Below are 25,436 nucleotides of genomic sequence, written 5' to 3' on the forward strand. Positions count from 1 at the left end.
AATATTTCAGCTGAATGGTAGAAGCCAAGGCCCCACAGCACTATTGGCGCCAAAGCCAATCGGGATCTGTTTTATTCGATCTCTGCTGCTGTAAATCAAAAAAAGCCTGAAGCCTGCATATTGCAGGCTTCAGGCTTTTCAGCAACAGGCACTCCAGAGGAAAGAGGTGACTAGGTATTCATCAGTAACCCAAAAATCAGGCTCAAGCCAGCTGCTTGCGCCCGATACCGTGAACCTTCAATGTCAGCATCAATCGATCCTGTACCTGCAGTTTCTCAAAAACAGCAGACAGATGGGCCCGCACAGTACGCTCGCTGATGGACATGCGTTCGGCAATCTCCGCATTGCTGTCACCCAGCGATGCATAGCGGGCAACCTCCTGCTCGCGTGCAGACAATGGTTCGGCCCAGTCCGACTCATGCTCAGGCAGACGGGCGTCCACATCGCGCAACAAGCGCTGCAACAGAGAACGTCCAAGCCAGATGTTGCCGCCAGCCATGCTTTGCAGCATCCGCGATAACACCTCCGGGCTCGATTGCGCATGGGCATAACCACATGCTCCGCGGGACAGCAGGTTTCGACCCTCCTCATCGCTGGGGCGGTTGCTGAGAACCAGAACCTGAAGATCCTTCAGCAGCTCAATCCAGCGGGCCGCAGTCGACTCTGGCAAGGATGGCAGGGCTGCATCCAGCACCACCACACTACGACCTTGCTGCTTCCAACGTTGCAAATCGGCCAGGCTCTGGCCGCGCGCAGGCATCCACTGAGGGCCTGCGATCTGCTGCCATTCCTGCCACAGCGTGGCATCCTGAGTCAGCATCAATACAGGCAAGGCATTCATAGAGTTCCTTTGTAATTGTTGGCGATCCATGAACTAACGTTCGATCAATGCATTGGACTTGGCACGCAGAATCGGCTTGAGCAGATACTGCATCAAGGTGCGCTTGCCCGTGAGGATATGCACCTCGGCCTGCATACCGGGAATGATGGGGCGCGAGTCATCGCCCACGTGAGCCTTCTCCGTGCGCACCTTCACGACATAAAAGGAGTTCCCCTTTTCGTCGGTAACGGTGTTGGCACCGATCTGCTCCAGTTTCCCCTGCAGACCTCCATAGATGGCAAAGTCATAGGCAGTGAACTTCACTTCAGCCTGCTGACCAAAATGCAGGAAGCCGATATCGCGCGGATTGATCTGCACTTCCATCAACAAGGTGTCATCCAGCGGCACGATGTCCAGGATGTCCTTGCCCGGCTGCACAACACCGCCGACGGTATTCGCCATCAAGGTGTTGACCGTGCCGCGCACGGGTGCGCGCACTTCGGCCAGCTTGACGCGATCCTCCAGCGCCACCTTGCCCTGCTCCAGGGTCCCCAGTTTGGCCTGGGTTTCCGAGAGCTCGGAGCGAGACTGATTGCGCATATTCAGCTCCGACTCCTGAATCTTGCGCTCTGCTTCCTGAATCGCAGCCTGAATGCGCCCGATCTGCGCACCGGCCGCCTTGGCCTCGCCACAGAAGCGAGCCACATCACGCTGCAGGCGCAGCAAATCCACTTCGGACACTGCTCCACTCTTGAGCAAGGGGCGAGTCACCGAAAGCTCTTCTGAAGTCAAACTGCAGCTGGACGAGGCCTGATCGCGGTTGGCCTGGGTTTCACGCAGCTCTTGCTGACGTTGGCGCAACTGGTCACGCGCAATATTGACGTTGGTGTTGAGCTCCTGGGAACGGCTCTCCCACATGCGCCGCTCCATCTCCACCAGCTGAGGTGCCAGAGCCTGCACATCTTCCGGAGCCTTGAAAGGCTCGCCCGATGCAAGGGCCTGAAGACGCGCGGCTTTCGCCTTCAACGCCAGAAGTTCGGCCTTGTTCTCGCCCAGGGACGAGCTGTAGCGCGTTGGATCGATGCGCAAGATGACCTGGCCCTGCTCCACATGCTCGCCGGGGTGCACCAGAATTTCCTTGACGATGCCGCCATCCAGGCTCTGCACCACCTGAACCTGACGAGAAGGAACCACCTTGCCCTGGCCTCGCACCACTTCATCAATGCGCCCCAGGCAAGCCCAGAGCAGCAGAACCACCACGGTGACCAGAGATACCCATATCAACAGACGCGAACCACGCGCCTGCTGCTGCCCTGCAGCCCACTGCGCATCTGCCTTGAGGTCATCCGGCTGATGCGTTCCGACAACCTCGCTGCCGTCAAGCAGCCACCGCTCCAGTCGCGTCCAGCGCGCCTTGAGCGCATCCTTGAAGTGCGACGGCTTTTTTTCTGGTTTGGACTCGCTCATGCTCGCCCTCCTACTCCACCAATCCGCCCCTGCTTCAGGGCCTCTATCACCTGATCCTTGGCTCCATCGGCAACAATTCTGCCGCCATCAATCACGATCAGCCGGTCAACCAAGGTCAACAGGGCCGTGCGATGCGTGACCAGCAAAATGGTCTTGCCCTGGGAAGCCTCTTCCAGGCGACGCTTGAGTTGTGCTTCGCTCTGGTTGTCCAGATTGCTGCTGGGCTCGTCCAGCAGCAATATGGCCGGGTCGTTGATCAGGGCACGAGCGACAGCGATGGATTGACGCTGGCCGCCAGAAAGTGACTCGCCCCGCTCGCCAACCAACATGTCGTAGCCCTTGGGATTGCGCGCCGCAAAATCATCCACACCCGCGATGCGGGCCGCATGCAGCATGTCTGTCTCATCCGCAAATGGAGCCCCCACCAGCAAGTTGTGCTTCAAGCTGCCATAGAACAGCATCGGGTCCTGAGGCACATGCCCGATGGCCCGACGCAGATCCACCGGGTCTATCTGGCGGGCATCCATGCCATCGATGAGAACCGAGCCTTCACTGGGCTGATACAGGCCCAGGACCAGTTTTTCAAGCGTGGTTTTGCCTGAACCGATACGCCCAATGATGCCAACCCGTTCTCCGGGTCGAAGCGAGAAGCTCACCCCCGAAAGACTGGCCTGCTCGCTTCCCGGATAGCTGAAGCTGACATTGCGAAACTCGATGGCGCCACGCAGATCCGGACGTGAGACGAACTCGCGCTCAGCTTCGTGCTCGACCGGCATCTTCATATAGTTGTCAATGGAATTGAGCGAGGTGCGCGCATTGTGAAACTGCATCATCAGCCCCGCCACCTGACCAAAGGGGGCCAGACAACGCCCTGCAATCATGGAGGCGGCAATGATGCCGCCCATGGAGAGCGCCGAATCCTGCACCTGGTACACGCCGATGACGACCACCGCTATGGTGACCAGTTGCTGCAAGGTCTGAACGAAGTTCACCGTACCGGACGAGATGAACTTGATCTTGCCCCCCATATAGGCGATGTACTGAGTGGAGCTCTCCCACAGACGCTGCACTCCGCTTTGGGCATTGAGCGTCTTGACCGCCTCCAGGTTCGTCAGCGACTCCACGAGCAGCGCGTTGCGCTGAGACGAAGCCTGAAAGGTCTTGAGCGTCAGACTCTCCATGCGCGCCTGAGCCCAGAAGGAAACCAGCAAGATCGCTGCGATCGCCACCACAGGCGGGATCAGCATCCAGGGCGAAACCCAGGCAATCGCCACCAGAAACAGAAGCACGAAAGGCAGATCCACCAGGGTCGTAAGACTTGCAGACGCAATGAAGTCACGGACCGATTCAAACGAGCGCAGATTGGCCGCAAACGAACCAACGGATGCGGGTCGGCTCTCCATGCGCAAGTCCAGAACGCGCTCCATGATCTGCGCGGACAACTGCACATCCACACGCTTGCTCGCGGCATCCACGACATAGGCACGCGTCGTCGTCAGCACAAAGTTGAAGATCAGCACCAAAGAAATGCCGATAGTCAGCACCCACAATGTTTCCACCGCGTTGTTGGGCACGACCCGGTCATACACGTTCATGCTGAACAAGGGCATTGCCAGCGCGAAGACATTGATGAGTACGGCTGCCAGCAAGGCATCGCGGTACAGGCGCCGATTCTCCAGAATCACAGCCCAGAACCAGTGACTGCTGCGAGGCTCCAAGCCTTGCTGCACGGAGCGCGGCTCGAAGCGAAACTGCGGACGCACAAAGCACATCAGCCCCGAGTAGTCCTGCAGCAAAGCCTGGGCCTCTACCTCGACCGGCCCCTCCGACTCCGGATATTGCAACAGGAAGCGACCGCTCTCCAGCGCTCTGAGCAACAGACAGGCACGATCTCCATGGAGAATCAAAATTGCCGGCAGCAAGCCCTGAGGGACATCGTCAAGACTGCGCTGCACGATACGCGTGCTGAACTGCGCGCGAGCCGCAGCCCGAGCCAGCAATGAAGGCGTCAGGCGCTGATCCACCAACGGCAGACCATTGCTCAGTGCCTGCGCGGTGTAGGGCTTGCCATGCAGGTTGGTGAGCTGCACCAGGCAATCCAGCAAGGGATCCGCATGGGTCTCATGGGCCGGCATGCGCCAGCCCTCCGCCGGTTTACGCGCCGAGCTTCGCGCCCCCAGAAAGGCCGGGCCGGCCTGCTCCGCCGCCGCTGCGGCTTCCGGCAAAGAACCTTGCCCGGCCTTCTGAGTCGCATCCGTACCGTTGCTCGATGCCAATGAAGGCTCAAAGTCTGGTCTGCTCATCTTCAACAATCAACCTATAAAAGCTCTTCGTCGTCATCAATCAAGTCCAGCGAATTACGCATACGCTGGCGCGCCCGCTTGCGCTGGTTCAGCTTCTCCAGCGCCTGCGGCGGAAGATCCGTCAAGCGCAGAGTCCCATTGGCAAGCAAGGCGTCAATCAAGTCCTCGAGAACGCGGATGAAATCCGCATCCAGTGCCGACAACTCCTGCCGGGAGGACTGCTCCGAAGGTGGTGAATCGCTTTTATCCATCTTGTTCATCAACTCCCACTAAAAGGTGCGCCAGGCGCCACCGGCTATCACTGGCGGCCAGCCGCACCAGATACCGGCGCTTGTGCTGGAGCTCCCAGATCAACCGCCGCGCTGGCGGGCACAGGCGTCAGATTGCTGGTGTCCGGCACCGAGGATTTGCAGCTACGCAGCAGATCATCCGGCAAGTTCAGCGCCTGCTGCTCATCCGGACGGCTGTCGTCATGCGGCTGCGCAAGCCCCAGCACAGGCAGAATTTGGCTGGACAAAGTCAGCCACTGGTACTCGGCCTTTTTCAGGTCATATTGAGCGTTGACCAGAGCGCGCTGGGCATCGAACAACTCGTTTTCCGTATTGAGCAGATCCAGCAGCGAACGCTGACCGATCTTGAATTGCTGCTGATACGCCACTCGGACTTTGGCCGTGGAAAGAACATGCTCACGCAGGAACGGCGTTTGCTGACGCAGGCGGGCCATGTTGTTCCAGGTAATCGACAGCTCCTGCTGGAGGTTGCGGCAGGTGTAATCGCGCACGTCCTGTGCGGCATAGCCCTGGGCAATCGTCTGACGCAGGCGTGCCTCGTCCGCACCACCGCGATACAGGTTGTAAGTCAGCATCAGCTGCACTCGCGAGCTCTGCACATCCCAGTAGGCTGGCGAGTTCTGATCACGATCACGCCCCGTGGACGCCAGCAGCTCGAGCTTGGGCATATGCGCCCCCTTGGCAGCCTTCTGACCGGCCTCTGCCGCCTGCACCAGAGCCTGCTTCGACAATAGCAGCGGACTCGCGCGCAGCGACTCGCCGAAATCCTTGGCCACCCCGGAAGCTGGCAGCTTGGCACTCACATCGGGCACCGGGTCCAGCGTGGCCGCAGGATACTCCCCCACCACGCGGCGGTAGCGCTGCAGCACATCGTTGAGGTTGTTGCTCTCGGTCATCAGATTGGTCTGCGCCAGCGACAGACGACCACTTGCCTGCTCCAGGTCAACACCGCGGCCCACGCCAGACTGCTGGCGTTCACGCAACTGCCCCAGCGTCACCTGGTGCGTGCCGAAATTCTCACGGGCCAGCTTTTCCATTTCGCGATAACGCTGCACGTCCAGGTAGGCGGCGACAACATCATTGGCCAGATTTTCAGTGGTGGCGCGCAGATCGTAGAACTTGGCCAGCTTCTCAAAGCCCAACTGACGGATATTGCTGCTAGTGGTGAAACCATCAAAGATCAACTGACGCAGCTGCAGGTTCCAGCCCGGACGATTCCAATTCTGCGATGGAGCATCCTGAATATGGCTGCGCCACTCGCGACCGACCCAACCTTGCGCGGTGACTTGTGGACGCCAACCTCCCCGGGCCACGTTCTGACCTTCAGCGGACGAAGTGAAATCCTGAAAGCGCGCCTGCACTTCCGGATGAGTCATCAGTGCCTGCTCGACAACCTTTTGCAGTGCAACACCCTGCTCGTTGGCTTGTTGCGCATTCATGGTCGTCTGAGCCATACCCCCCATGGCCCACGAGGCCACACCCAGAGTGGCTACCACTTGTGCAATCTGACTGAATTTCATTGTTATCCCTCTTGTTTGACTCCGACAGGGCAATGCGACGCCTGGCCCGCCAACAAATTGGCGAGAGCAATCGGTGCGACTTCTACAAATCGTTCCCGCGGAAGCTGGTTGTTAATGTGGATCGGCTCGCTGCCGCCCGACAAGGCATCGCATACGGCCTCAGAACTCGCAAAATGGAATTCTGTAACTCTCGTGCTCACAGCCTTTGGCGTCATGCCAACACCGCACAGGAGACTGACGGTCAGGTCAAGCTTGTTGCCTGATCGAAAAAACTCACTATTTTTGCTTGACGAGCCACCACGTGGCAGTGGTGAAGGGATGACATCGCCAACCCCTTGGCCAAACAAATCGCGCGGACAGGCTGTGGAGCGTCTACAGGCTAGACACAGCGCATTTGGAGATGTTCCTTTCCACGATAGCAAGGCGGAGCCTCCGGTTTCCGGCCGGTGTTCTTGACGCATAACCCTGCATGCGAAGCCGTGCGTTGATGGCAGATCTCCTGGCAACACCATCAAACAAATGGATTCGGTTGCAAATCTAGCACAAGACATGCAATGATTTGTTTCAAAAAACCACTCAACCAGCCGAACTTCGAATTTTTTACCGGGAATTGGCAATTCTTTTCATTTCTTCTTTATATCAAAGAAATTAAGAATCAATACCGCTTCTGGCACTGCAACCATAGCAGCGTACGCGTTCCAAAGTGAAGTCAGCCTACGTCCAAAGCCTTAATCGAACAATTGACAATGGATTGAGCCGCAATAGAAAAAGGGCTCCTGACTGAATAGTCAGAAGCCCTTGTCTAATTGGTCGGAATGGCGGGATTCGAACTCGCGACCCCTTGCACCCCATGCAAGTGCGCTACCAGGCTGCGCTACATTCCGAAGACTTGAATTATACACAGAAATTCGACTTCAAAGAGAAAGCAGCGCCCTGATCTGCAAAAGCTCTTCTTTGACCTCCTCCATGCCCATTGCACCTGCAGGCTCCGAGCGGCCCTGCTCCAGCATTGCAGTCAGCAGATGGCTTTGCGCCAGCTCTTCACCTCGCAGGGGCAGGGCCGGATGCACAAGCACCGGCTGCGGCTCGACTGCCCTGCCGTGACCCGTCACCAGTTCACGCAGACGGTTTCGTGCGCCGCTGATGGTGAAGCCCTGCTCGTAAAGCAGCTCGCGAATGCGACGCACCATCAACACCTCATGATGCTGGTAGTAGCGACGGTTGCCACGACGCTTCATGGGCTTGAGCTGCACAAACTCCTGCTCCCAATAACGCAGCACATGAGGCTTGACGTCGCAAAGATCCGCGACTTCACCGATGGTGAAATAGCGCTTGGCGGGAATTGCTGGCAAAGAAGAAGCCATGGCTGGTTGCAAGCGGTCAGTGAAGGAATGGGTGAAAGATATGCAATCACGATTTGCGCAAATCCGGATCAGCCACGGTGTTTTGTCGATAGAAATGCCCGCTATGCATTCCTGTTTGCGCAAGTCCTAGCAATATAGCGCGAAGAGCTGACAGGACCTTGCACCGCGCGCGACGCAAGACTGTCAGCTCTTCAGTGACCGATGCTCCGCTTGACAGTGCATCAGCCGTGTGCCAATCGCCTTAAGACCCCGAACTCTCGCCCTGGATCAGCTCCTTGAGCTTGCTGCTGGCATGGAAGGTCACCACGCGGCGCGCAGCGATGGGAATCAGCTCGCCGGTGCGCGGGTTGCGACCGGGCCGAGGCGCCTTGGTACGGATCTGGAAGTTGCCGAAGCCCGAAAGCTTGACATCTTCGCCGTCCACCAGCTTTTGCGAGATCAGGTCGAAAAATGCATCCACCATGTCCTTGGCTTCGCGCTTGTTCAGACCGATTTCGTCAAACAGCAGATCGGCCAGCTGCGCCTTGGTCAGCGCGGGGCTGTCGATGCTCTCTACGGCAAGCTCCATGGGTCGATCTCCTTGTGGATTGAACATATCAGCGCAGACGAGCCGCAACGCGTTCAACCAGAGCCGCAATTGTGCCCTGCATGGCGGCCTCGATTTCCGCATCGGTCAGCGACGCGGTGTCACTGCCCAACGTCAGACGCACGGCCAGGCTCTTTTCGTCCTGAGCCAGGCTGCCCGGCGCCGCCTCCTCGCCCGCCTTGAGCTTCTTGGGACGGAATACGTCGAACAACACGGCCGAGCGCAGAATGCCGCCCTGCACACCTTGCTGTACGGCCTCCATCACCTGGGCGTGGGTCACGGCTTCCTTGACCACCACAGCAATGTCGCGCTCCACTGCCTGGTGCTTGGCCACGGGCTTGAACACAGGGACCTGGCGGGCCAGCACGGCATCGAGCTCCAGCTCGAACATCACGGGAGCCTGGGCCAGATCCCATTCCTGGCGCCATTGGGGGTGCAGCTCACCGACAAAGCCGATGGCCTTGCCGTCCAGCAGCACGCGCGCGCAGCGGCCGGGGTGCATGGCGGGGTGCTCGGCAGGCTCGAACACGGGCTTGGCCGGAGCCAGCAGTGCTTCCACATCACCCTTGACGTCGTAGAAGTCGACCTTGGCTTCTGCCCTGCCCCACTGCAGCTGGTCGGCAGCGCCGCAGGCGAGACCCGCCACGCGCATGGGCTGATAAAAGCCCTTGACGGTGGTGTCGGAGTCGACCACGGACTCGTCCTTGAAGAACACGCGACCCAGCTCGAACACGCGCACGCGCTGAGCCTTGCGGTCCACGTTGAACTTGAGCACCTGCAGCAGCGAACCCAGCAGGGACGAACGCATCACGCTCAGATGGCTGGCGATGGGGTTGAGCAGCTTGATGGCGTTGTTGTTGCCGGCCAGCTCCTGCTCCCACTTTTCTTCTACAAAGCTGAAGTTGATGGTTTCCTGGTAGCCCAGGCCCGCCAGCTCGTGGCGCACGGCATAGGGGCTGCGCTCGTTCTCGGCGCGCAGCTTGGGCGAGATCGGGGCCAGCGGCTTGGTGGTCGGCAGGTTTTCGTAGCCGATCATGCGGGCCACTTCCTCGATCAGATCTTCTTCCAGATTGATGTCGAAGCGGAAGGTAGGAGCAGTCACCGAAATCACGCCTTCCGAAGCCACGGAGGCGGGCAGACCCAGGCCGTTCAGGGCGTCCAGGCATTGCTGCTGCGTCACGGCCATGCCGATGACCTTGGCCGCACGCGCCACGCGCAGTTGCACGGCCTTGGAGGCGGGCATATTGGGCTGGTGGTCGTCCATGGCACCGACCTGCGTCTCGGGCGTGCCGCAGATTTCCAGCACCAGCGCAGTGATGCGCTCGATGTGCTCGGTGGTGAACTCGGGGTCCACGCCGCGCTCGAAGCGGTGACCGGCATCGGTCGAGAAGTTGAAGTGGCGCGAACGGCCGGCCACGGCCTTGGGGAACCAGAACGCAGCTTCGATGTAGATGTTCCTGGTGCCGTCGGACACGGCCGTGGCGTCGCCGCCCATGATGCCGGCCAGCGATTCGACCTGCTTGTCATCGGCAATCACGCCGACCTTCAGGAAATCGTCGATCTTGATGGTGTTGCCATTGAGCAGCTTGAGCGTTTCGCCCTCCTTGCCCCAACGCACATTCAGGCCGCCGCTGATCTTGTCCAGATCGAAGATATGACTGGGACGGCCCAGCTCGAACATCACATAGTTGGAGATGTCCACCAGCGGGCTGACCGAGCGCTGGCCGCAGCGCGCCAGACGGTCCACCATCCACTGGGGCGTCTTCACTTGCGTGTTGACATTGCGCACGATGCGGCCAGAGAAGCGGCCGCACAGGTCGGGGGCTTCAATCTTGACGGGCAGCTTGTCTTGCGAAGCCACAGCGGCAGCGGGGAAGGACAAGGCTTTGAGCGGCGTGCCGGTCAAGGCCGACAACTCGCGAGCCACGCCATAGACGCTCAGGCAGTGCGCCAGATTGGGCGTCAACTTCAGCGTGAACAGCGTGTCGTCCAGGTTCAGGTACTCGCGCACGTTCTGGCCCAGAGGCGCATCGGCGGGGAACTCCAGCAGGCCGCTGGCGTCTTCGTCGATGCCCAGCTCCTTGGCCGAGCACAGCATGCCAAAGCTCTGCACGCCGCGCAGCTTGCCGATCTTGATCTTGAAGGGCTTGCCATCGGCACCGGGTGGCAGCTCGGCGCCCACGGTGGCGCAGGGAATGCGGATGCCCACGCGCGCATTGGGCGCGCCGCAGACGATGTTCAGCAGCTCGGGCTGGCCGTCCACATCGACCTGGCCAATATCTACCTTACATACGCGCAGGCGGTCGGCGTCGGGGTGCTGCACGGCTTCCTTGATTTCACCGACCACGATGCCGGTGAAGGGAGGCGCCACAGGATCCAGCACTTCCACTTCCAGACCGGCCATGGTCAGGGTATCGGCCAGTTGCTGGGTGGTCAGATTGGGGTTGCAGTATTCGCGCAACCAGGATTCAGGAAATTGCATAGTCAGACTCTTTGGCGTTCATGCCAGTCGCACCGCAGGCGGTCTGCAACTGGCTGGGCATGCGTATTTCAAAAAGATGAGCTATCAGCGCTCGGCGTATATAGATTTCATCATCAAAACCATCTGAAATCGTTTCAGAGTATGCGCTAGCAGCTCACTTTTCAATTACTGAAACTGCGACAGGAAACGGATGTCGCCGTCGAAGAACAGGCGCAGGTCGTTCACGCCATAACGCAGCATGGTCAGGCGGTCGGGGCCCATGCCAAAGGCAAAGCCGATGTATTTTTCGGGATCCAGCCCCATGTTGCGCACCACATTGGGGTGCACCTGGCCGGAGCCCGCCACTTCCAGCCACTTGCCGGCCAGCGGGCCGCTCTGGAACTGGATGTCGATTTCGGCCGAAGGCTCGGTGAACGGGAAGAAGCTGGGGCGAAAGCGCAGCACCAGATCATCCTGCTCGAAGAAGGTCTTGCAGAAGTCGGTGAACACCACCTTCAGGTCCTTGAAGCTCACGTTCTCGCCGATCCACAGGCCTTCGCACTGGTGGAACATGGGCGAGTGGGTGGCATCCGAGTCCACACGGTAAGTGCGGCCGGGGGCAATCACGCGGATTTCGGGCATGGTCTGGCCGGCGTCGAGCGCGTTGCGATAATTCTTCACATGCTGCACGGCATGGCGCACCTGCATGGGGCTGGTGTGCGTGCGCAGCAGATTGGGCGCGTGCTGGGTGCCGCCTTCGACATAGAAGGTGTCGTGCATGGAGCGCGCAGGATGGTCTTCGGGCGTGTTCAGCGCCGTGAAGTTGAACCAGTCGGATTCGATCTCGGGGCCCTGGGCCACGTCAAAGCCCATGGAGCCGAAAATGCCCTCGATACGCTCCATGGTGATGGAGACAGGGTGCAGCCCTCCTGCGCCACGACGGCGACCAGGCAGAGTCACATCCAGCACCTCGGCCTTCAGATGGGCTTGCAGCTCGGCATCGGCCAGGGCCTTGCGGCGGGCGGTCAGAGCCGCTTCGATCGCCTGCTTGGCCACGTTGATCGCAGCGCCGCGCGACTTTTTCTCTTCGACGGAAAGCTGCGCCATGCCCTTCATGAGCTCGGTCATCTTGCCCGACTTGCCCAGAAACTGCGCCTTGGCATTTTCCAGATCAGCGGGGGTGTGGGCTTGCGCAAACAGTTGCTGTGCGCTTTCGACCAGAGAATCCAACTCGTTCATATCGACTCTTTATCGACTTGTAAAAATAAACAAGGGCTAGTGCCTTTTCAAGCCCTAGCCCTTGCTGTTTGTGCATCAGCAGCTACTGAACAAGACACGACTTCTGCAATCAGGTTCAAGCAAGATGCTCGCCCATCGGCAAATGCCTTTGAGGATTCTTGTCTGCAAAAGTCCTACAAGAGTAACTACCGATCGTGACCTCAGGCAGCCAGCTTGGCCTTGACTTGGTCGACGATAGCTGCAAAAGCAGCCTTGTCGTGCACGGCGATATCGGCCAGCATCTTGCGGTCGATTTCGATGGCAGCCTTCTTCAGGCCGTTGGCGAATTGGCTGTAAGTCAGACCCAGTTCACGTGCAGCAGCGTTGATACGAGCGATCCACAGCTGACGGAACACGCGCTTCTTGGTACGACGGTCACGGTAGGCGTATTGACCAGCCTTCATGACCGCTTGCTTGGCAACGCGGAAGACGTTACCACGGCGACCGCGGAAACCCTTGGCCAGATTCAGAACTTTTTTGTGACGGGCGCGAGCCGTTACACCACGTTTGACGCGAGGCATGTGTTTTCTCCTAGTTCGTCAGTGAATTACAGGCCTGCGGAAGGCAACATCTTTGCGATGGAGCCCATATCGCCGGAATGCACGTTGACAATGCCACGCAGGTGACGCTTGTTCTTCGTGGTCTTCTTGGTCAAGATGTGACGCTTGAAGGCTTGACCGCGCTTGACGGTACCACCGGGACGAACGCGAAAACGCTTCTTCGCGCTGCTCTTGGTCTTCATTTTGGGCATATGAATGCTCCTATTGAATTTGTGCTCGCAAGGCGGTGTGCAACCCGCACACACTTCGCTGGCCTCCGAGGCACTTGTTTGTCAGTCCGGCCAGGCCGGGCTGACGTCTTGCAGGCAAGCCTGCAAATTCTTTATCTGCCGCACAAAACAAAAGTGGGCCAAGCCCACTTTTGCCGACAAGGCAAAACCGCAATTATGCCTTATCTGCAGCCTCAGGTGCAGCTACGGCACCATCAGCCTGTGGTTTTGTACCACCGGCAGGCTTCTTGCCGCCTGCACGAGCCGGCGCAACCATCATGATCATCTGACGGCCTTCCAGCTTGGGGAACTGCTCCACCTGGATGGAATCGGCCAGGTCGTCGCGCAGACGGTTGAGCAGATTCAGACCCAGCTGCTGGTGCGTGATTTCACGGCCGCGGAAACGCAGCGTGATCTTGCACTTGTCGCCCTCCGCCAGGAAACGGCGGATATTGCGCAGCTTGATGTTGTAGTCACCATCATCCGTACCAGGGCGGAACTTCACTTCCTTGATTTCGATGACGGTCTGCTTGGCCTTGGCTTCAGCAGCCTTCTTCTGTTCCTGGTACTTGAACTTGCCGTAATCCATCAGACGGCAGACCGGAGGAGATGCGTTGGCCGCAATTTCCACCAGGTCGACATCCAACTCGCCGGCCATGCGCAGCGCTTCTTGCAGCGGCACGATGCCCAGAGGCTCGTTGTCGGGACCAGACAGACGCACTTCAGGCGCCATGATTTCTCGGTTCAGTCGATGCTTGCGCTCTTCACGGTGGCGCCGATCGCGAAATTCAGTAGCTATGGTTTTCACCCTTGGATTGAAATGGCTACAACAGCGTAGCCGGCTAGCGTGCCTTGCACGCTGACCGGCCCGCCACAAAAATTAATCTGCTTCAGGACTTGGCCGCGATGTCCTTGGCGAGCAATTCAATGAATGCATCGACCGACATCACTCCGAGGTCTTTGTTACCCCGGGCGCGCACTGCAACCGCACCAGCAGCCTTCTCCTTGTCGCCTGCGACAAGGATGTAGGGCAGCTTCTGCATGGAATGCTCGCGTATTTTATACGTAATCTTTTCATTGCGCAGATCTGTCACCACTCTAAGGCTTTGATTCGGCAATGCTTTTTGCAGCTTCTGCGCAACTTCCTGCGCATAGTCGGCCTGAGCGTCCGTGATATTGAGCACGGCAGCCTGCACGGGAGCCAGCCAGGCAGGCAGCGCGCCCGAGTGATGCTCGACCAAAATGCCGATGAAACGCTCGAGCGAACCCAGAATCGCGCGGTGCAGCATGATGGGTCGATGGCGCTCGCCGTCCTCGCCCACGAATTCCGCATCGAGACGCTCGGGCATGTTCGGGTCCACCTGGATGGTGCCGCACTGCCATTCGCGACCCAGCGCATCCTTCAGGGTGTACTCGATCTTCGGGCCGTAGAACGCACCCTCGCCCGGCAGATACTCGAACTCGCAACCCGATGCGCGCAGACCTTCAGCCAGCGCGTTCTCGGCCTTGTCCCAGGCTTCATCGGTGCCGATGCGCTTCTCGGGACGGGTAGACAGGCGATACAGGATGTTGGTGAAGCCAAAGTCGGCATACACCTTCTGCAGCAGCGAGGTGAAAGCCGTCACCTCGGCCTGGATCTGGTCTTCGGTACAGAAGATGTGACCATCGTCCTGCGTGAAGGCACGCACGCGCATGATGCCGTGCAGCGAGCCCGTGGGCTCGTTGCGGTGGCAGTTGCCGAATTCGCCGAAGCGCAGCGGCAGATCGCGATAGCTCTTGATGCCTTGCTTGAAGATGATGATGTGGCCCGGACAGTTCATGGGCTTGAGGGCATATTCACGCTTTTCCGAATCGGTGGTGAACATGTTTTCGCGGTACTTGTCCCAGTGGCCGGTCTTCTCCCACAGACCCTTGTCCAGAATCTGCGGAGCCTTGACTTCCTGGTAGCCGTTGTCCTGATAGACGCGGCGCATGTACTGCTCGACCTGCTGCCAGACCGACCAGCCCTTGGGATGCCAGAACACGGTACCGGGCGAGTGTTCGTCGATGTGGAACAGATCGAGTTCGCGCCCGAGCTTGCGGTGGTCGCGCTTCTCGGCCTCTTCCAACCTGAACAGATAGTCCTTGAGCTCGTCTTTGGTCGCCCAGGCGGTACCGTAGATGCGCTGCAGCATCTCGTTGCGATGGTCGCCGCGCCAGTAGGCACCTGCCACCTTCATCAGCTTGAAGTGCCTGAGCTTGCCGGTGCTGGGCACGTGAGGACCACGGCACAGATCTTCAAAAGCGCCTTCTCGGTACAGGCTCACATCCTCGTTGCTGGGGATACTGGCAATGATCTCGGCCTTGTAGGCTTCGCCGATGCCCTTGAAGTACTGCACGGCCTCGTCGCGCGGCAGCACGCGGCGCACCACCTGCTCGTCCTTGTTCGCCAGCTCGGTCATCTTCTTTTCGATGGCGGCCAGATCTTCGGGAGTGAAGGGACGCTTGTACGAGAAGTCGTAGTAGAAGCCGTTTTCGATAACGGGACCGATGGTGACCTGCGCATCGGGAAACAGCTCCTTGACAGCATAGGCCAGCAAGTGAGCGGTGGAGTGGCGGATCACCTCCAGACCGTCGGCATCCTTGGCGGTAATGATGGACAGCGGCGAATCCTGTTCGATCACAAAGCTGGTGTCCACGACCTTGCCGTTGATCTTGCCGGCCAATGCGGCCTTGGCCAGGCCGGAGCCGATCGAAGCAGCGACTTCAGCGACCGAAACCGGGCCCGGATATTCGCGCTTGGAGCCATCGGGGAGCGTGATATTGATCATGAAATTCCTTGTCAAACCAAATTTGTGTGGGGGAGGGCCAGCGCCAGAGCTTTGGAGTTGCCTGAAAGCAAAAAGCGCGGAACCAGTCCGCGCTTTGATGAGGGTGTCGAAAAATCTCGGGCAGGCGCGAACCGCCAGCTGCCATCAGCAGCTGAAGTACATCTCCGATGTAGTTCGCGGTGTCATAACCGTTGATGCCTTTCTCGCCCTTGTGAATTGAAGTCGCGACATTTTAACCCGGCAAACAAAAAAGCGCCCGAGACTTTCGCCCCGGGCGCATAACCCCTTTTTTACCTAGACAGAATCACGATTCATCGTGGCTCAATGGAACTGCTCTTCCTCGGTGGAACCGGTCAGCGCCTTGACGCTGGAAGAGCCGCCCTGGATCACGGTGGTCACGTCGTCGAAGTAACCTGCGCCCACTTCCTGCTGGTGCGAGACAAAGGTGTAGCCCTTGTCACGTGCCGCGAATTCGGGCTCCTGGATCATTTCCACGTAGTGCTTCATGCCTTCGCCGCGAGCGTACTCGTGAGCGAACTTGAAGGTGTTGTACCAGTTGCTGTGAATGCCGGCCAGCGTGATGAACTGGAACTTGTAACCCAGTGCGGACAGGTCTTCCTGGAAGGAAGCGATCTGGCTGTCGTTGAGGTTCTTCTTCCAGTTGAACGAAGGCGAGCAGTTGTAGCTCAGCAGCTTGCCGGGGCAGGCTGCGTGCACGGCCTGGGCGAATTCGCGGGCAAAGCCGATATCGGGCACACCGGTTTCGCACCACACCAGATCCGCATAGGGAGCGTAGGCCACGCCACGGCTGATGGATTGCTCCAGACCGTTCTTGACGCGGTAGAAGCCTTCCTGGGTACGCTCGCCAGTCAGGAACGGGATATCGTTCTCGTCATGGTTGCTGGTGATCAGATTGGCCGCTTCGGCATCGGTACGGGCCAGCACAATGGTGGGCACGCCCATCACGTCGGCTGCAAAACGGGCGGCAATCAGCTTCTCGACCGCTTCGCGGGTGGGCACCAGTACCTTGCCACCCATGTGGCCGCACTTCTTGACGGCAGCCAGCTGGTCTTCGAAGTGCACGCCGGCAGCACCTGCCTGAATCATGTTCTTCATCAGCTCGAACGCGTTGAGCACGCCGCCGAAGCCGGCTTCCGCATCGGCCACGATGGGCAGGAAGTAGTCGATGAACTCCTTGTCGCCAGGGTTGATGCCCTTGCCCCACTGGATTTCATCGGCGCGCTTGAAGGTGTTGTTGATGCGGCGCACCATGGTGGGCACGGAGTCATAGGCGTACAGAGACTGGTCGGGGTACATGGTCTCGGAGGTGTTGCCGTCGGCAGCTACTTGCCAGCCCGACAGGTACACGGCTTCCAGACCGGCCTTGGCCTGCTGCATGGCCTGGCCTGCAGAGATGGCGCCGAAGGCGTTCACATAGCCCTTCTTCGAGCTGCCGTTGATCTTGTCCCACAGCACTTCGGCACCGCGCTGGGCCAGCGTGTACTCTGGCTGCAGGCTGCCACGCAGACGCACCACATCGGCAGCGCTGTAGCCGCGCTTGACGCTCTTCCAGCGTGGGTTCTGTGCCCAGTCTTTTTCGAGGGCTGCGATTTGCTGTTCACGGCTCAGTTGCTGAGTCAGGGATTGGGGCATGGTGCACTCCTTAGCGGTTAAAACAAGATGAATTGGTGTTCGTCCTTGGGATCTACTTTATGTCTGCAACGCTCTTCCACAGAGTCTTATGTCTTATAAAAGACTGAAATTTATATTCAATAAAATCAATGTCTTATTTTTATTTTTCACAATAAGAAAACGAATTTCTCATATTGAGAAATTTTGCGGCAGCGCAACATTTACATTTTTCATAATAAGAAATCGGAATCTTGCTTCATGAAAAATTTGCGCAAGCACGGTCACCGGAGTCGGCATCCTTCAAACGCAGTACGAAAAAAGTCCCGACGCCTGCCTTGATCTGCTCATTTACCCGGCACGAGACAGGCCAAGACACTTGAACAAAAACAGGTGACACGACAAAGACACAGCGCCCAAGGCGGCGAGAACCAAAAAACAACAGTTCCCTCCTCTGGGTCAAATGCATGCAACAGCCCTGCCACACTGCTTTGCATCACCTTCTCCTGTCATTGAAATCCATTTCGCCATGCACACGCCCAGCCGCCCCATCGCCTATCTCTGCCTGGCGCTCAGCATGTCTCTGGTAGGAAGCTATGTGGCCTTGTCCAAGCCTCTGGCTGCCATCTTTCCGGTCATGCTGCTGGCTTGGCTGCGCTTTGGCATCGGAGCCGTGGCCATGCTGGGCTGGCTCAGGCCACCAGCGCACGAGACAACTCTGACCAGACAGACCAAGTGGCTGCTGTTTTTTGAGTCCTTCTTCGGCAATTTCCTTTTCACGCTCTGCATGATCAGCGGCGTGGCCTTGACCAGTGCGGTCACGGCGGGCGTGACCATGGCCGCCATTCCTGCCGCAGTCGCCATCATGAGCTGGCTTTTCCTGCGCGAAGCCGTTGGCGCGCGTACATGGACAGCCATTGTTTTCGCAGTGGCCGGCATAGGGCTGAATGCCTTGAGCAAGACCGAAAGCAGCAGCCTTGCCCCGCACCCTCAGCAAGGCCTGGGTCAGTTGCTGCTGATTGCCGCCGTGCTGTGCGAGGCCGCATATGCCGTGATCGGCAAAAAGCTCACCGCCAGCGTAAGCCCCAAGCGCATTACGGCGCTGATCAATCTCTGGGGGTTCGTGCTTTCCACGCCCGCCGGGCTGTATCTGGCCTGGCAGTTTGATTTTTCCCGGGTTTCGGTGCCTGCATGGGGTCTGCTGCTGTTCTACGCCCTGGCCGCCTGTGTCTGGACGGTGTGGCTGTGGATGACAGGGCTGCGCGCCGTGCCCGCATCGCGAGCCGGAATTTTTACCGTCCTGCTGCCCATCAGCGCCGCTGTGGTGGGTATGCTGGCCCTGGGCGAGCGCATCGGCAGCATGCAACTGCTGGCCTTCGGCATTGCCCTGACCAGCGTTGTGATTGCAACCTGGCCCGGTTCATTACAGATCAGGCGCTAGGCGCCATCGATTTCAATCAGGAAAGCAGGTTGCGGCGGCTCAGCACAACGCCGTCGGCGTCGGCATACAGCCAGTCGCCCGGGCGAATCCACAGGCCTGCGATCTGCACATAGACATCGCGCAGTCCCTGGCCTTGCTTGACGGTAGGCATGGGGTTGAGCGCCAGCGCATACAGACCCACGGGCGTGGATTTCAGCTCGGCCACGTCACGCACGCAGCCATAGACAAGCACCCCGGCCCAGCCGTTCTGGGCCGCTGATGTCGCCACATTACCCCCCACCAGAGCCCGGCGCAGCGAACCGCCGCCATCGACCACCAGCACACGACCACCCCCCGGCTCGGCCAGCGCCGCTCGCACCAGGCTGTTGTCATCCAGACACTGCACGGTGCTGACCTCCCCCGTAAAGCTGACATGCCCGCCATAGCTGTGGAACACGGGCGGCAGCACACGGAAATCGCTGCTGTCGTCGCTGATGTGCGCATCGCACAAATCGCAGGTGCTGAAGCCAAGAGAAGCCGAGGAATCGCTCATGAAAATCTCCACAGAACCAAGTTTCCCGCATCTTGCCCTGAGCACCCGACATAGCACAAGCACCAGCGGACACACACAGGGAGCAACTTTTTCACAACACTCTCGAGGAAAAACCCGTGAAAACGGACACTAAAGGGCCTGAGAGCAACAAATCGAGGCAAAAAAACAGCCCACTAGCTTGGAAGAGCGATTTTTTGCCATTAGCATCAGACTCAGCCAGTGGATTGCAGCTGTATTTCGCTGGTGATAAGTCCACTACCCAATTAGGAATAAGCAATATGGCAACTGCAAAGAAGGCACCCGCTGCAGCACCGGCAGCAGCTCCCGCCGCTAAGAAGCGCACCCCCAACGCTGCCTTCATGAAACCTCTGACCCCCAGCGCCGCTCTGGCTGCCGTGGTTGGCAAGGACCCCCTGCCCCGCACTGAAATCATCAGCAAGCTGTGGGTCTACATCAAGGCCAACAACCTGCAAGACGCAGCCAACAAGCGCATGATCAACGCTGACGCCAAGCTCAAGGAAGTCTTCGGCAAGCCCCAAGTCTCCATGTTCGAGATGGCCGGCCTGATCGGCAAGCACGTCAAGTAAGCACTGCGCTTGCGCTGACCACAAAAAAGCTGGCCCGAGCCAGCTTTTTGTATTTCTGAGGCAAGTGTCGCGTGCAGGCCGGCGCGACTGGGGCTGCTGCACCGCAGCAATGCATGCGTGCATGCCTCGGTCTCGACACCGACGGAATCACGGCCGCGAACGCTGGTCAGGACGGAAGCAGCCAGCAGGTCTTTCCGACAACCGCGCGGCCCACCGATTGGCGCAGCCCTCACGAAGCTCACCCCGGGCTATCTCCGGCATCGTGCCCCGCCATGCTTCCACCCTGAACCACACAGGCCTGCAAGACTGCAGCTGCCGAGCACCCAGTACATGGGCTCCAAAGACATGGAGACGCGTGCGCGGGTTCGGATTTCGGTGCGGCGAACGCCTCCCCGGCAGCCCCGGTCATGGGAGGTGCCCAAGCGAGCGCTGTCCCTCAGTAACCGTCCAACGCCGTCACGACGCCGGCAATACCCATGAGACATCCGCTGAGGAGACCGGCCAAGAAAATCAGTGCTGCAATTCCAAAGCTCATTGAATTCCTCCCCTGCCGCGCAGGGCGGTGTGATTGCGGCACGCCGTGCGACTCATGGTGCCCCCCTTGCGATACGCGCGTCCGCGCCTTCTGGGCGTGTGCAGCGCAGTGCATGGCGCTCGTTGACAGGCGGCCAGAGCATGTCGACGGGCATGCCTGTGATTTCTGCAATGCGCTGTCGAATGCGGGCCGATACCGCACGACCGCTGATGACTTGCGACACGCTGCTGTTGGCCACGCGCATTTCGGACGCCAATGCCGTGGGGGAAATGCCTTTCATGCGCAGCGCCGCTTTGATTTGCTCGGGATGCATCTGGTAGCCTTTCGCCTAATTATTTAGGTGAAAGCACGTCGTCGTGCTTTTGGAGAATTATGGGAAAGATTTCTTTCCCATGCAATAGATCTTGGACAAGTTTTTATGACCCTAGGGGAACGGCTGCGCGAAGAAAGAAACCGGCTGGGCATGAGCCAGCCGGCCTTCGCTGCACTTGCTGGCACTACGAAGCAAACTCTTTTTTCCTGGGAATCCGGCAAGACAGCGCCGGATGGCTTTCAGATGACCGCGCTAAGCGCACACGGAGTGGACCTGTTGTATGTGCTGGCAGGACACCGCACACCGGCGGTTCACCCTGCAGAGGCTCTGTCAGAGGATGAACTCCGCCTCCTCCACCGGTATCGCAGGTGCAACGCGGATGGAAGACAGCACCTCATACGATCCGCAGAACTGCTGTCTGCGGCCCATGCCATCTCCGCCGAAGACCGCAAGCAGCCCCCACATCTATCGGGTGAAGACGCCCTCTGATCCGTCCTGCCCGATGTCCCAGCGGTGCGGCACCGGAAGGATTCGGTGCAGGTCTGCTCCAGGACGGTGACAGCGCCTGCTGCCATCCCCCGCCTGGACGTGCTCAGTAAACATCTCGCCGGTAGCGGCCCGAGCCCAACAGCTCGGCCACCTTGGCCTCGCCCAGAATGGCCTGCAGCGTCAGATGTACGCCCTGCCCCATGCCGTTCAGGCTGCCGCAAACATAGATGGCCGCGCCACGCTCCACCCATTGCCGCACCTCCTCTGCGTGGCTGCGCAGCAGATCCTGTACATAGCGAGAGTCCTTGCCGTTGCGCGACCAGGCCTGATCCAGACGCGCCAGCCTCCCCTGCTCCGCCCAGGCCGCCAACTGGTCGCCTAAGATGGCGTCATGCCGAGGGCTGCGCTCCCCGAACAACAGCCATTGATCATTGCAGTCTTGCTGGACACGCGCCCGGATATGGCTTAGCAGACCCGCCAGTCCTGAGCCATTGCCTATCAGAATCAGCGGTCGCCCGGCGTTGTCACCGAGCCGGAAGCCTCGGTGCTCGCGCAAGGTCAGCGGCAGTACATCCCCCTCGGCCATGCCGCAGCACAGCCAGTGCGACGCAAGGCCCGGTGAACCATCGGCACGCGTGCTCTCGCGCACCAGCAGCTGCAGGCTGCTGTCGGCCGTGATCGAGGCGATCGAATAGTCGCGCGCACGCTCAGGGTCGGCAGGCACGCACAGAGACACCAGATCGCCCGACTCCCACCGCGGCAGCTCGCCGGACTGCGGCGTCCACTCCAGCAGGTACAGCGCCCCGCCTTGACTGCCGGGATTGAGCAAACGCCGCCGACTGAGCACAAAAGGTATGCTGGCCGGCGTCTGCAACCAGTCCGAATCCAGCTCCTGGGCTGGCGCAGACTCGCCCAGCAAGCCCTGCCGCATCTGAGCGACCTGGGTCTGCCAACTCTGCAAGCTCGAGGCATCCATATTGTCCACGCAGACCAGATCGCTGCGCGCGCCGCTGGTCTGCAACCACTCGTGCACTTGCACACCAAACGCACAGAACTCCTGGTATTCACGATCACCCAGCGCGAGCACCAGGCTTTGGTGCCGGGTCAGCGCAGGCGGCGTGGCCATGAGCTGCTGGACAAAGCCCAGCGAATGGTCGGGTGCATCACCCTCGCCCGTGGTGGACAGCAGCCACAGGCTGTGTGCATATTGCTGCAGCATCTCGGTCGTCAGCTTCTCGACGGGCAGTAGCCGCACCTGCAGACCGCCATCGACCAGCATCTTGACCGTGGCCCGGGCCAGAGCCTCGGCCTGCCCCGTCTGGCTGGCATAGGCGACCAGGACGGCAGGCGCAGCAGCATCTCCCTGCGAGACATTGCTCTCGGCCTCATCGGCCAGGCGCTGCTTTCGTACCTTGGTGCCAATACCCCAGCACATGCCTGCATAGGCCGTGACCAAACCCATAGCCCCATAGATGCGCTCCGGCGTCAAAATCCATTCCACTGTCATGCCTCAAATTGGTTGATCCAGGCCGGTGTCTTGAGCACCTGTCTGCGGGCCTCATTGCCATCGGATGCGAGATGCGATGTGAGCACGGCTGCAATCTCATGTTCACGGGCAAAGTCCATGCCTTGCTGCGGACCCAGCACCGTGAGCACGGTGGCCAGCGCATCGGCGTGCATGCATTCCTCATGGAACACGGTCACGCTGGCCAGATCATGTGTCACCGGCCAGCCGGTGCGCGGATCCAGCGTATGCGAGTAGCGCCTGCCAGCCTGCGTGAACTGATGCCAGAAATCGCCCGAGGTGGCAAAGGCGCCCTCCCTGCAGGCCACGACCAGCGACTCGGCATCGGCAGAACCGCCCGTGCCCAGCTGCACCCGCCAGGGCCGCCCATCAGGGCGCTGCCCCCAGCTGCGCAGCTCACCGCCGATTTCGAACATGCCCGCCGCCCAGCCTGCGACCTGCAGCTTTTGCACTACCCAGTCCACGGCAAAGCCCTTGGCAATGCCACACAAATCCAGCTCCAGACCACCGCTCTGCTGCAACTGCCGGGTTTGCGCATTCCAGCGCAGATGACCATGGCCGCTGCTCTTCAGCAAGCGCTCGATCTCCTCGCTGGGCGGTGCCTGCCCCGAATGCGGCTGCAGCGGGTTCTGGCGCGGCCCGAACCCCCATAGCGAGACCAGCGCTCCCATGCAGGGGTCCACCGCCGCACCTGAAAGCCTTGCCCAATGCAAGGCCGCTTCAAGTACCTGAGCAAACTCCGTAGGCAGAACATATATTTCACCGGGCCTTGAACGATTGAACCGGGTGATCAGCGAATCCGCCTCCCAGTTGCTCATCTGGGCAATGACATCCTCAAACACCTGCTCCAGCAGGGCCTGCACCGGCTCCGTGGGCAGGTAATCGGGATTGACCAGACGCAGCGACCAGTGCGTGCCCATGGTCTGGCCGGACAGGCGGTGAATGCGCCCGTCCTGCTGGTGCTGCAGGCTTGCAGGTCTCCAGCGCTGCACGCCGAAGTCCGGCGCCGGCGTCCGGGGACGAGCCTGACTCTGTGCCGCCGACGAGGGCAGTTGCCAGAGACTGGCGTCAAAGCGTACGCGGGGGGGGGTGGGCATGGGCATCCAGACAACGGCGAAAACAGCAGCGAAAACAACGACGCGCCCGGATCGGGCGCGCGTATTCATCCATCAAGCGCCAACGCTTAAGGCAGGACTTCCAGAGTCGCGATATAGCCCAGGCGGCGTTCTGTTGCCTTGGCAATGCTGGTCTTCTTGTCCGTGGCATCGGCATTCAGCCAGAACAGACCTGCACGGGGGAACTTGATCTTGACCTGACCCTTGGCATCGGTCTTGAGCTTCATGGCGTCCACACCGTCGCGATAGCGGATGCCATCAGCCACCAGTTCCAGTTCCAGATCGGCGGCGGGCTTGCCGTCAAGATGGAATTCGAAGGTCGCCTCTTCGCTGGCCACCAGGTCATTGGGGTGGGTCACGGGCTTGAGCTCCAGGCCCTTGCCGGTCAGCGCCAGCGCCGAAGGCTTGCCCAGAGACACAAAGGTTTCCATGCGGCGCAGATTCTCGGTCACGCGCACTTCCTTGGCATCGGCAGGAATCTGCTTGAGCACTTCTTCCACCGAGCCGCGCAGGCGCTTGGGCTGGCCGTTGGCATCCTTGTAGCCGCCCATCACGCCGGTCATCAGCATGGTGACGCGGTAGGTGCCGGTCTTTTCTGGCTTGAAGTCGAACATGCTGCGCAACTCGCCCTTGGCGACATTCTTCATTTCCACGGCTGCGCCATCGGGCGCGGTCACCTTGACGGCTTCCAGACCCAGCGGGCGGTGGTTGAAGAAGAACACATCGTTGGACACAGCGGCATCCACCGTCACCCAGTCGGACTTGGACAGCACGGTGCTGGAGGGCTTGAACCACAGATCATGCGCCTGGGCGCCCAGTACGGTCAGAGCCAGAGCGGCTGCAGCGAGAGCACGTGTTTTGAACTTCATATCGGGTCCTTGAGAACAAAAAGGGTGACAAATCAAAAGAGAGAGGTGTGACGGCCAAGCAACACCCTAAAACTGGCGCTACGCAGGCAAGAGACACCAAGGAAGGGCCGCCCCGCACCGAGCGTGTCGTCCCCTCCCGCGAAGCGAGAGAGGGGGAAGCGGCGGGGCAGCCTAGGCAAAGCCCCTCAGGGGGTGAGAATCAAGATCAAGGCTTCAATTCCAGCTTGATCGCGCCCAGCTCGGTGCTGCCATTGGCGCTCAGGCTGGTGGCCTGCTTGACGGGCCACTCGAAGGGAATGGACACCAGCTCGCGGCCGCCGACTTCACGCGCGGCTTCCACCATCAGCTTGTACTGGCCGGGAGCCAGCTGGGGCAGCGGGTTCTTGCCTTCGGCAAAAGACAGCGCATGGGTGCCCACGGGCTTGGTCGGCTGGGTCACGCCGTCGATGGGAAAGCTCAGCTCGCGACCGGTACGACGCCACCACTGGCGCATGTCCTTGAGCCACTTGGTGCCCTCGGCATTCTTCATCTTTGCGTCGTACCAGACGGACAGATTGGCTGCCACGCCACCATCGGCCTTTTCCAGCCACACAGCAACATAGGGCTTGTGGTATTCGGCCACCTGCAACTGGGGCACGGTCACCGCCACATTCATGCCGCCGGCGATTGCCGGCAGGCCCACCACGGCGCTCAATGCCACCGAGGTTTTGAAAATCCGCTTCGCCATTTTCTC

At 59.7% G+C, this 25,436-nt stretch carries 23 protein-coding genes and 1 tRNA gene; 3 read left to right on the forward strand and 21 right to left on the reverse strand.

The genetic code is table 11. From position 1 onward, the window contains the following. Positions 1–202 precede the first annotated feature (202 nt). The 15 genes from F0P97_RS17960 to aceA form a co-directional block, all read right to left on the reverse strand. On the reverse strand, positions 203–841 hold the full coding sequence (locus F0P97_RS17960; RefSeq protein ID WP_182283367.1) for a response regulator transcription factor: 639 nt from the start codon (positions 839–841) through the stop codon (positions 203–205). Between the two features lie 33 nt (positions 842–874). Further along, entirely contained in the window at positions 875–2,287 is a 1,413-nt protein-coding gene (locus tag F0P97_RS17965) for an HlyD family type I secretion periplasmic adaptor subunit (RefSeq protein ID WP_182283368.1), read from the reverse strand. After that, entirely contained in the window at positions 2,284–4,422 is a 2,139-nt protein-coding gene (locus tag F0P97_RS17970; RefSeq protein ID WP_182287240.1) for a type I secretion system permease/ATPase, read from the reverse strand. Before F0P97_RS17970 ends, F0P97_RS17965 begins: the two co-directional genes overlap by 4 nt. A gap of 182 nt (positions 4,423–4,604) precedes the next feature. Then, complete coding sequence (locus F0P97_RS17975; RefSeq protein WP_182283369.1) at positions 4,605–4,850, reverse strand: hypothetical protein; 246 nt, start codon at positions 4,848–4,850, stop codon at positions 4,605–4,607. A gap of 38 nt (positions 4,851–4,888) precedes the next feature. After that, positions 4,889–6,400, reverse strand: coding sequence for a TolC family outer membrane protein (locus F0P97_RS17980; protein WP_182283370.1), 1,512 nt, complete (start codon positions 6,398–6,400; stop codon positions 4,889–4,891). 807 nt (positions 6,401–7,207) lie between these two features. Further along, positions 7,208–7,284, reverse strand: a tRNA-Pro gene (locus tag F0P97_RS17985). Between the two features lie 30 nt (positions 7,285–7,314). Beyond that, on the reverse strand, positions 7,315–7,764 hold the full coding sequence (locus F0P97_RS17990; protein ID WP_182283371.1) for a MerR family transcriptional regulator: 450 nt from the start codon (positions 7,762–7,764) through the stop codon (positions 7,315–7,317). 241 nt (positions 7,765–8,005) lie between these two features. Continuing rightward, positions 8,006–8,332: an integration host factor subunit alpha gene (locus F0P97_RS17995; RefSeq protein WP_003069978.1), complete on the reverse strand. Its 327-nt coding sequence runs from the start codon at positions 8,330–8,332 to the stop codon at positions 8,006–8,008. Positions 8,333–8,360: 28 nt separating this feature from the next. Further along, positions 8,361–10,832 (reverse strand): phenylalanine--tRNA ligase subunit beta, encoded by a 2,472-nt coding sequence (gene pheT / locus F0P97_RS18000; RefSeq protein ID WP_182283372.1) that lies wholly within the window; start codon positions 10,830–10,832, stop codon positions 8,361–8,363. Between the two features lie 165 nt (positions 10,833–10,997). Further along, positions 10,998–12,050 carry a phenylalanine--tRNA ligase subunit alpha gene (pheS, locus tag F0P97_RS18005; RefSeq protein ID WP_003069975.1) on the reverse strand — a complete coding sequence of 351 codons (1,053 nt, stop codon included), beginning with the start codon at positions 12,048–12,050 and terminating at the stop codon, positions 10,998–11,000. A 200-nt stretch (positions 12,051–12,250) separates the two neighbouring features. Beyond that, a complete protein-coding gene (gene rplT / locus F0P97_RS18010) occupies positions 12,251–12,610 on the reverse strand; it encodes a 50S ribosomal protein L20 (protein WP_003053572.1) in 360 nt (119 codons plus the stop codon). Between the two features lie 26 nt (positions 12,611–12,636). Then, positions 12,637–12,840, reverse strand: coding sequence for a 50S ribosomal protein L35 (gene rpmI, locus F0P97_RS18015; RefSeq protein WP_003053571.1), 204 nt, complete (start codon positions 12,838–12,840; stop codon positions 12,637–12,639). Positions 12,841–13,033: 193 nt separating this feature from the next. Next, positions 13,034–13,666 (reverse strand): translation initiation factor IF-3, encoded by a 633-nt coding sequence (gene infC / locus F0P97_RS18020; RefSeq protein ID WP_182283373.1) that lies wholly within the window; start codon positions 13,664–13,666, stop codon positions 13,034–13,036. A gap of 82 nt (positions 13,667–13,748) precedes the next feature. Further along, entirely contained in the window at positions 13,749–15,668 is a 1,920-nt protein-coding gene (gene thrS / locus F0P97_RS18025; protein ID WP_182283374.1) for a threonine--tRNA ligase, read from the reverse strand. A gap of 321 nt (positions 15,669–15,989) precedes the next feature. Further along, on the reverse strand, positions 15,990–17,321 hold the full coding sequence (aceA, locus tag F0P97_RS18030) for an isocitrate lyase (protein ID WP_003053566.1): 1,332 nt from the start codon (positions 17,319–17,321) through the stop codon (positions 15,990–15,992). A gap of 505 nt (positions 17,322–17,826) precedes the next feature. Between aceA and F0P97_RS18035 the strand changes: the two genes are divergently transcribed. Continuing rightward, positions 17,827–18,738, forward strand: a complete 912-nt coding sequence (locus F0P97_RS18035; protein ID WP_182283375.1) for a DMT family transporter — start codon at positions 17,827–17,829, stop codon at positions 18,736–18,738. Between the two features lie 16 nt (positions 18,739–18,754). Here F0P97_RS18035 and rraA read toward each other — a convergent pair whose 3' ends face one another. Further along, positions 18,755–19,270, reverse strand: a complete 516-nt coding sequence (gene rraA / locus F0P97_RS18040; protein ID WP_182283376.1) for a ribonuclease E activity regulator RraA — start codon at positions 19,268–19,270, stop codon at positions 18,755–18,757. Positions 19,271–19,548: 278 nt separating this feature from the next. On the opposite strand from rraA, the gene F0P97_RS18045 reads away from it, so the two are divergent. Further along, the gene (locus F0P97_RS18045; RefSeq protein WP_003053560.1) at positions 19,549–19,857 is read left to right on the forward strand and encodes an SWIB/MDM2 domain-containing protein; all 309 of its coding nucleotides are present in this window, start codon (positions 19,549–19,551) and stop codon (positions 19,855–19,857) included. 587 nt (positions 19,858–20,444) lie between these two features. On the opposite strand, the gene F0P97_RS18050 is transcribed toward F0P97_RS18045, so the two are convergent. Then, complete coding sequence (locus tag F0P97_RS18050; protein WP_182283377.1) at positions 20,445–20,705, reverse strand: helix-turn-helix domain-containing protein; 261 nt, start codon at positions 20,703–20,705, stop codon at positions 20,445–20,447. Between the two features lie 105 nt (positions 20,706–20,810). Here F0P97_RS18050 and F0P97_RS18055 point away from each other — a divergent pair, with 105 nt between their 5' ends. After that, complete coding sequence (locus F0P97_RS18055) at positions 20,811–21,194, forward strand: helix-turn-helix domain-containing protein (RefSeq protein WP_182287241.1); 384 nt, start codon at positions 20,811–20,813, stop codon at positions 21,192–21,194. A gap of 103 nt (positions 21,195–21,297) precedes the next feature. Here F0P97_RS18055 and F0P97_RS18060 read toward each other — a convergent pair whose 3' ends face one another. From F0P97_RS18060 to F0P97_RS18075, 4 genes are all read right to left on the reverse strand, one after another. Continuing rightward, a complete protein-coding gene (locus F0P97_RS18060) occupies positions 21,298–22,701 on the reverse strand; it encodes a sulfite reductase subunit alpha (protein ID WP_182283378.1) in 1,404 nt (467 codons plus the stop codon). Continuing rightward, positions 22,698–23,816, reverse strand: a complete 1,119-nt coding sequence (locus tag F0P97_RS18065) for an FAD:protein FMN transferase (protein WP_232537984.1) — start codon at positions 23,814–23,816, stop codon at positions 22,698–22,700. The genes F0P97_RS18060 and F0P97_RS18065 overlap by 4 nt, the downstream gene beginning before the upstream one ends. An 86-nt stretch (positions 23,817–23,902) precedes the next feature. Then, entirely contained in the window at positions 23,903–24,703 is an 801-nt protein-coding gene (locus F0P97_RS18070) for a DUF4198 domain-containing protein (RefSeq protein WP_182283379.1), read from the reverse strand. Positions 24,704–24,908: 205 nt separating this feature from the next. Next, a complete protein-coding gene (locus F0P97_RS18075; RefSeq protein WP_182283380.1) occupies positions 24,909–25,430 on the reverse strand; it encodes a DUF2271 domain-containing protein in 522 nt (173 codons plus the stop codon). Positions 25,431–25,436: the final 6 nt, after the last annotated feature.

This window comes from Comamonas testosteroni, from assembly GCF_014076415.1.
In the GTDB taxonomy this organism is placed as follows: Bacteria; Pseudomonadota; Gammaproteobacteria; order Burkholderiales; family Burkholderiaceae_C; genus Comamonas; species Comamonas testosteroni_F.

Bases quoted from the DNA above. Each gene is read 5' to 3' on its own strand.
- rplT (WP_003053572.1), bottom strand. From the start codon at position 12,610: ATGCCTCGCGTCAAACGTGGTGTAACGGCTCGCGCCCGTCACAAAAAA.
- F0P97_RS18055 (WP_182287241.1), top strand. From the start codon at position 20,811: ATGACCCTAGGGGAACGGCTGCGCGAAGAAAGAAACCGGCTGGGCATG.
- F0P97_RS18035 (WP_182283375.1), top strand. From the start codon at position 17,827: ATGCACACGCCCAGCCGCCCCATCGCCTATCTCTGCCTGGCGCTCAGC.
- F0P97_RS17970 (WP_182287240.1), bottom strand. From the start codon at position 4,422: ATGCCGGCCCATGAGACCCATGCGGATCCCTTGCTGGATTGCCTGGTG.
- F0P97_RS17960 (WP_182283367.1), bottom strand. From the start codon at position 841: ATGAATGCCTTGCCTGTATTGATGCTGACTCAGGATGCCACGCTGTGG.
- F0P97_RS18045 (WP_003053560.1), top strand. From the start codon at position 19,549: ATGGCAACTGCAAAGAAGGCACCCGCTGCAGCACCGGCAGCAGCTCCC.
- pheS (WP_003069975.1), bottom strand. From the start codon at position 12,050: ATGAACGAGTTGGATTCTCTGGTCGAAAGCGCACAGCAACTGTTTGCG.
- pheT (WP_182283372.1), bottom strand. From the start codon at position 10,832: ATGCAATTTCCTGAATCCTGGTTGCGCGAATACTGCAACCCCAATCTG.
- F0P97_RS18060 (WP_182283378.1), bottom strand. From the start codon at position 22,701: ATGACAGTGGAATGGATTTTGACGCCGGAGCGCATCTATGGGGCTATG.
- aceA (WP_003053566.1), bottom strand. From the start codon at position 17,321: ATGCCCCAATCCCTGACTCAGCAACTGAGCCGTGAACAGCAAATCGCA.
- F0P97_RS18050 (WP_182283377.1), bottom strand. From the start codon at position 20,705: ATGCATCCCGAGCAAATCAAAGCGGCGCTGCGCATGAAAGGCATTTCC.
- F0P97_RS17980 (WP_182283370.1), bottom strand. From the start codon at position 6,400: ATGAAATTCAGTCAGATTGCACAAGTGGTAGCCACTCTGGGTGTGGCC.
- rraA (WP_182283376.1), bottom strand. From the start codon at position 19,270: ATGAGCGATTCCTCGGCTTCTCTTGGCTTCAGCACCTGCGATTTGTGC.
- F0P97_RS17995 (WP_003069978.1), bottom strand. From the start codon at position 8,332: ATGGAGCTTGCCGTAGAGAGCATCGACAGCCCCGCGCTGACCAAGGCG.
- F0P97_RS18075 (WP_182283380.1), bottom strand. From the start codon at position 25,430: ATGGCGAAGCGGATTTTCAAAACCTCGGTGGCATTGAGCGCCGTGGTG.
- F0P97_RS17975 (WP_182283369.1), bottom strand. From the start codon at position 4,850: ATGAACAAGATGGATAAAAGCGATTCACCACCTTCGGAGCAGTCCTCC.
- thrS (WP_182283374.1), bottom strand. From the start codon at position 15,668: ATGATCAATATCACGCTCCCCGATGGCTCCAAGCGCGAATATCCGGGC.
- F0P97_RS17990 (WP_182283371.1), bottom strand. From the start codon at position 7,764: ATGGCTTCTTCTTTGCCAGCAATTCCCGCCAAGCGCTATTTCACCATC.
- F0P97_RS17965 (WP_182283368.1), bottom strand. From the start codon at position 2,287: ATGAGCGAGTCCAAACCAGAAAAAAAGCCGTCGCACTTCAAGGATGCG.
- rpmI (WP_003053571.1), bottom strand. From the start codon at position 12,840: ATGCCCAAAATGAAGACCAAGAGCAGCGCGAAGAAGCGTTTTCGCGTT.
- F0P97_RS18065 (WP_232537984.1), bottom strand. From the start codon at position 23,816: ATGCCCACCCCCCCCCGCGTACGCTTTGACGCCAGTCTCTGGCAACTG.
- F0P97_RS18070 (WP_182283379.1), bottom strand. From the start codon at position 24,703: ATGAAGTTCAAAACACGTGCTCTCGCTGCAGCCGCTCTGGCTCTGACC.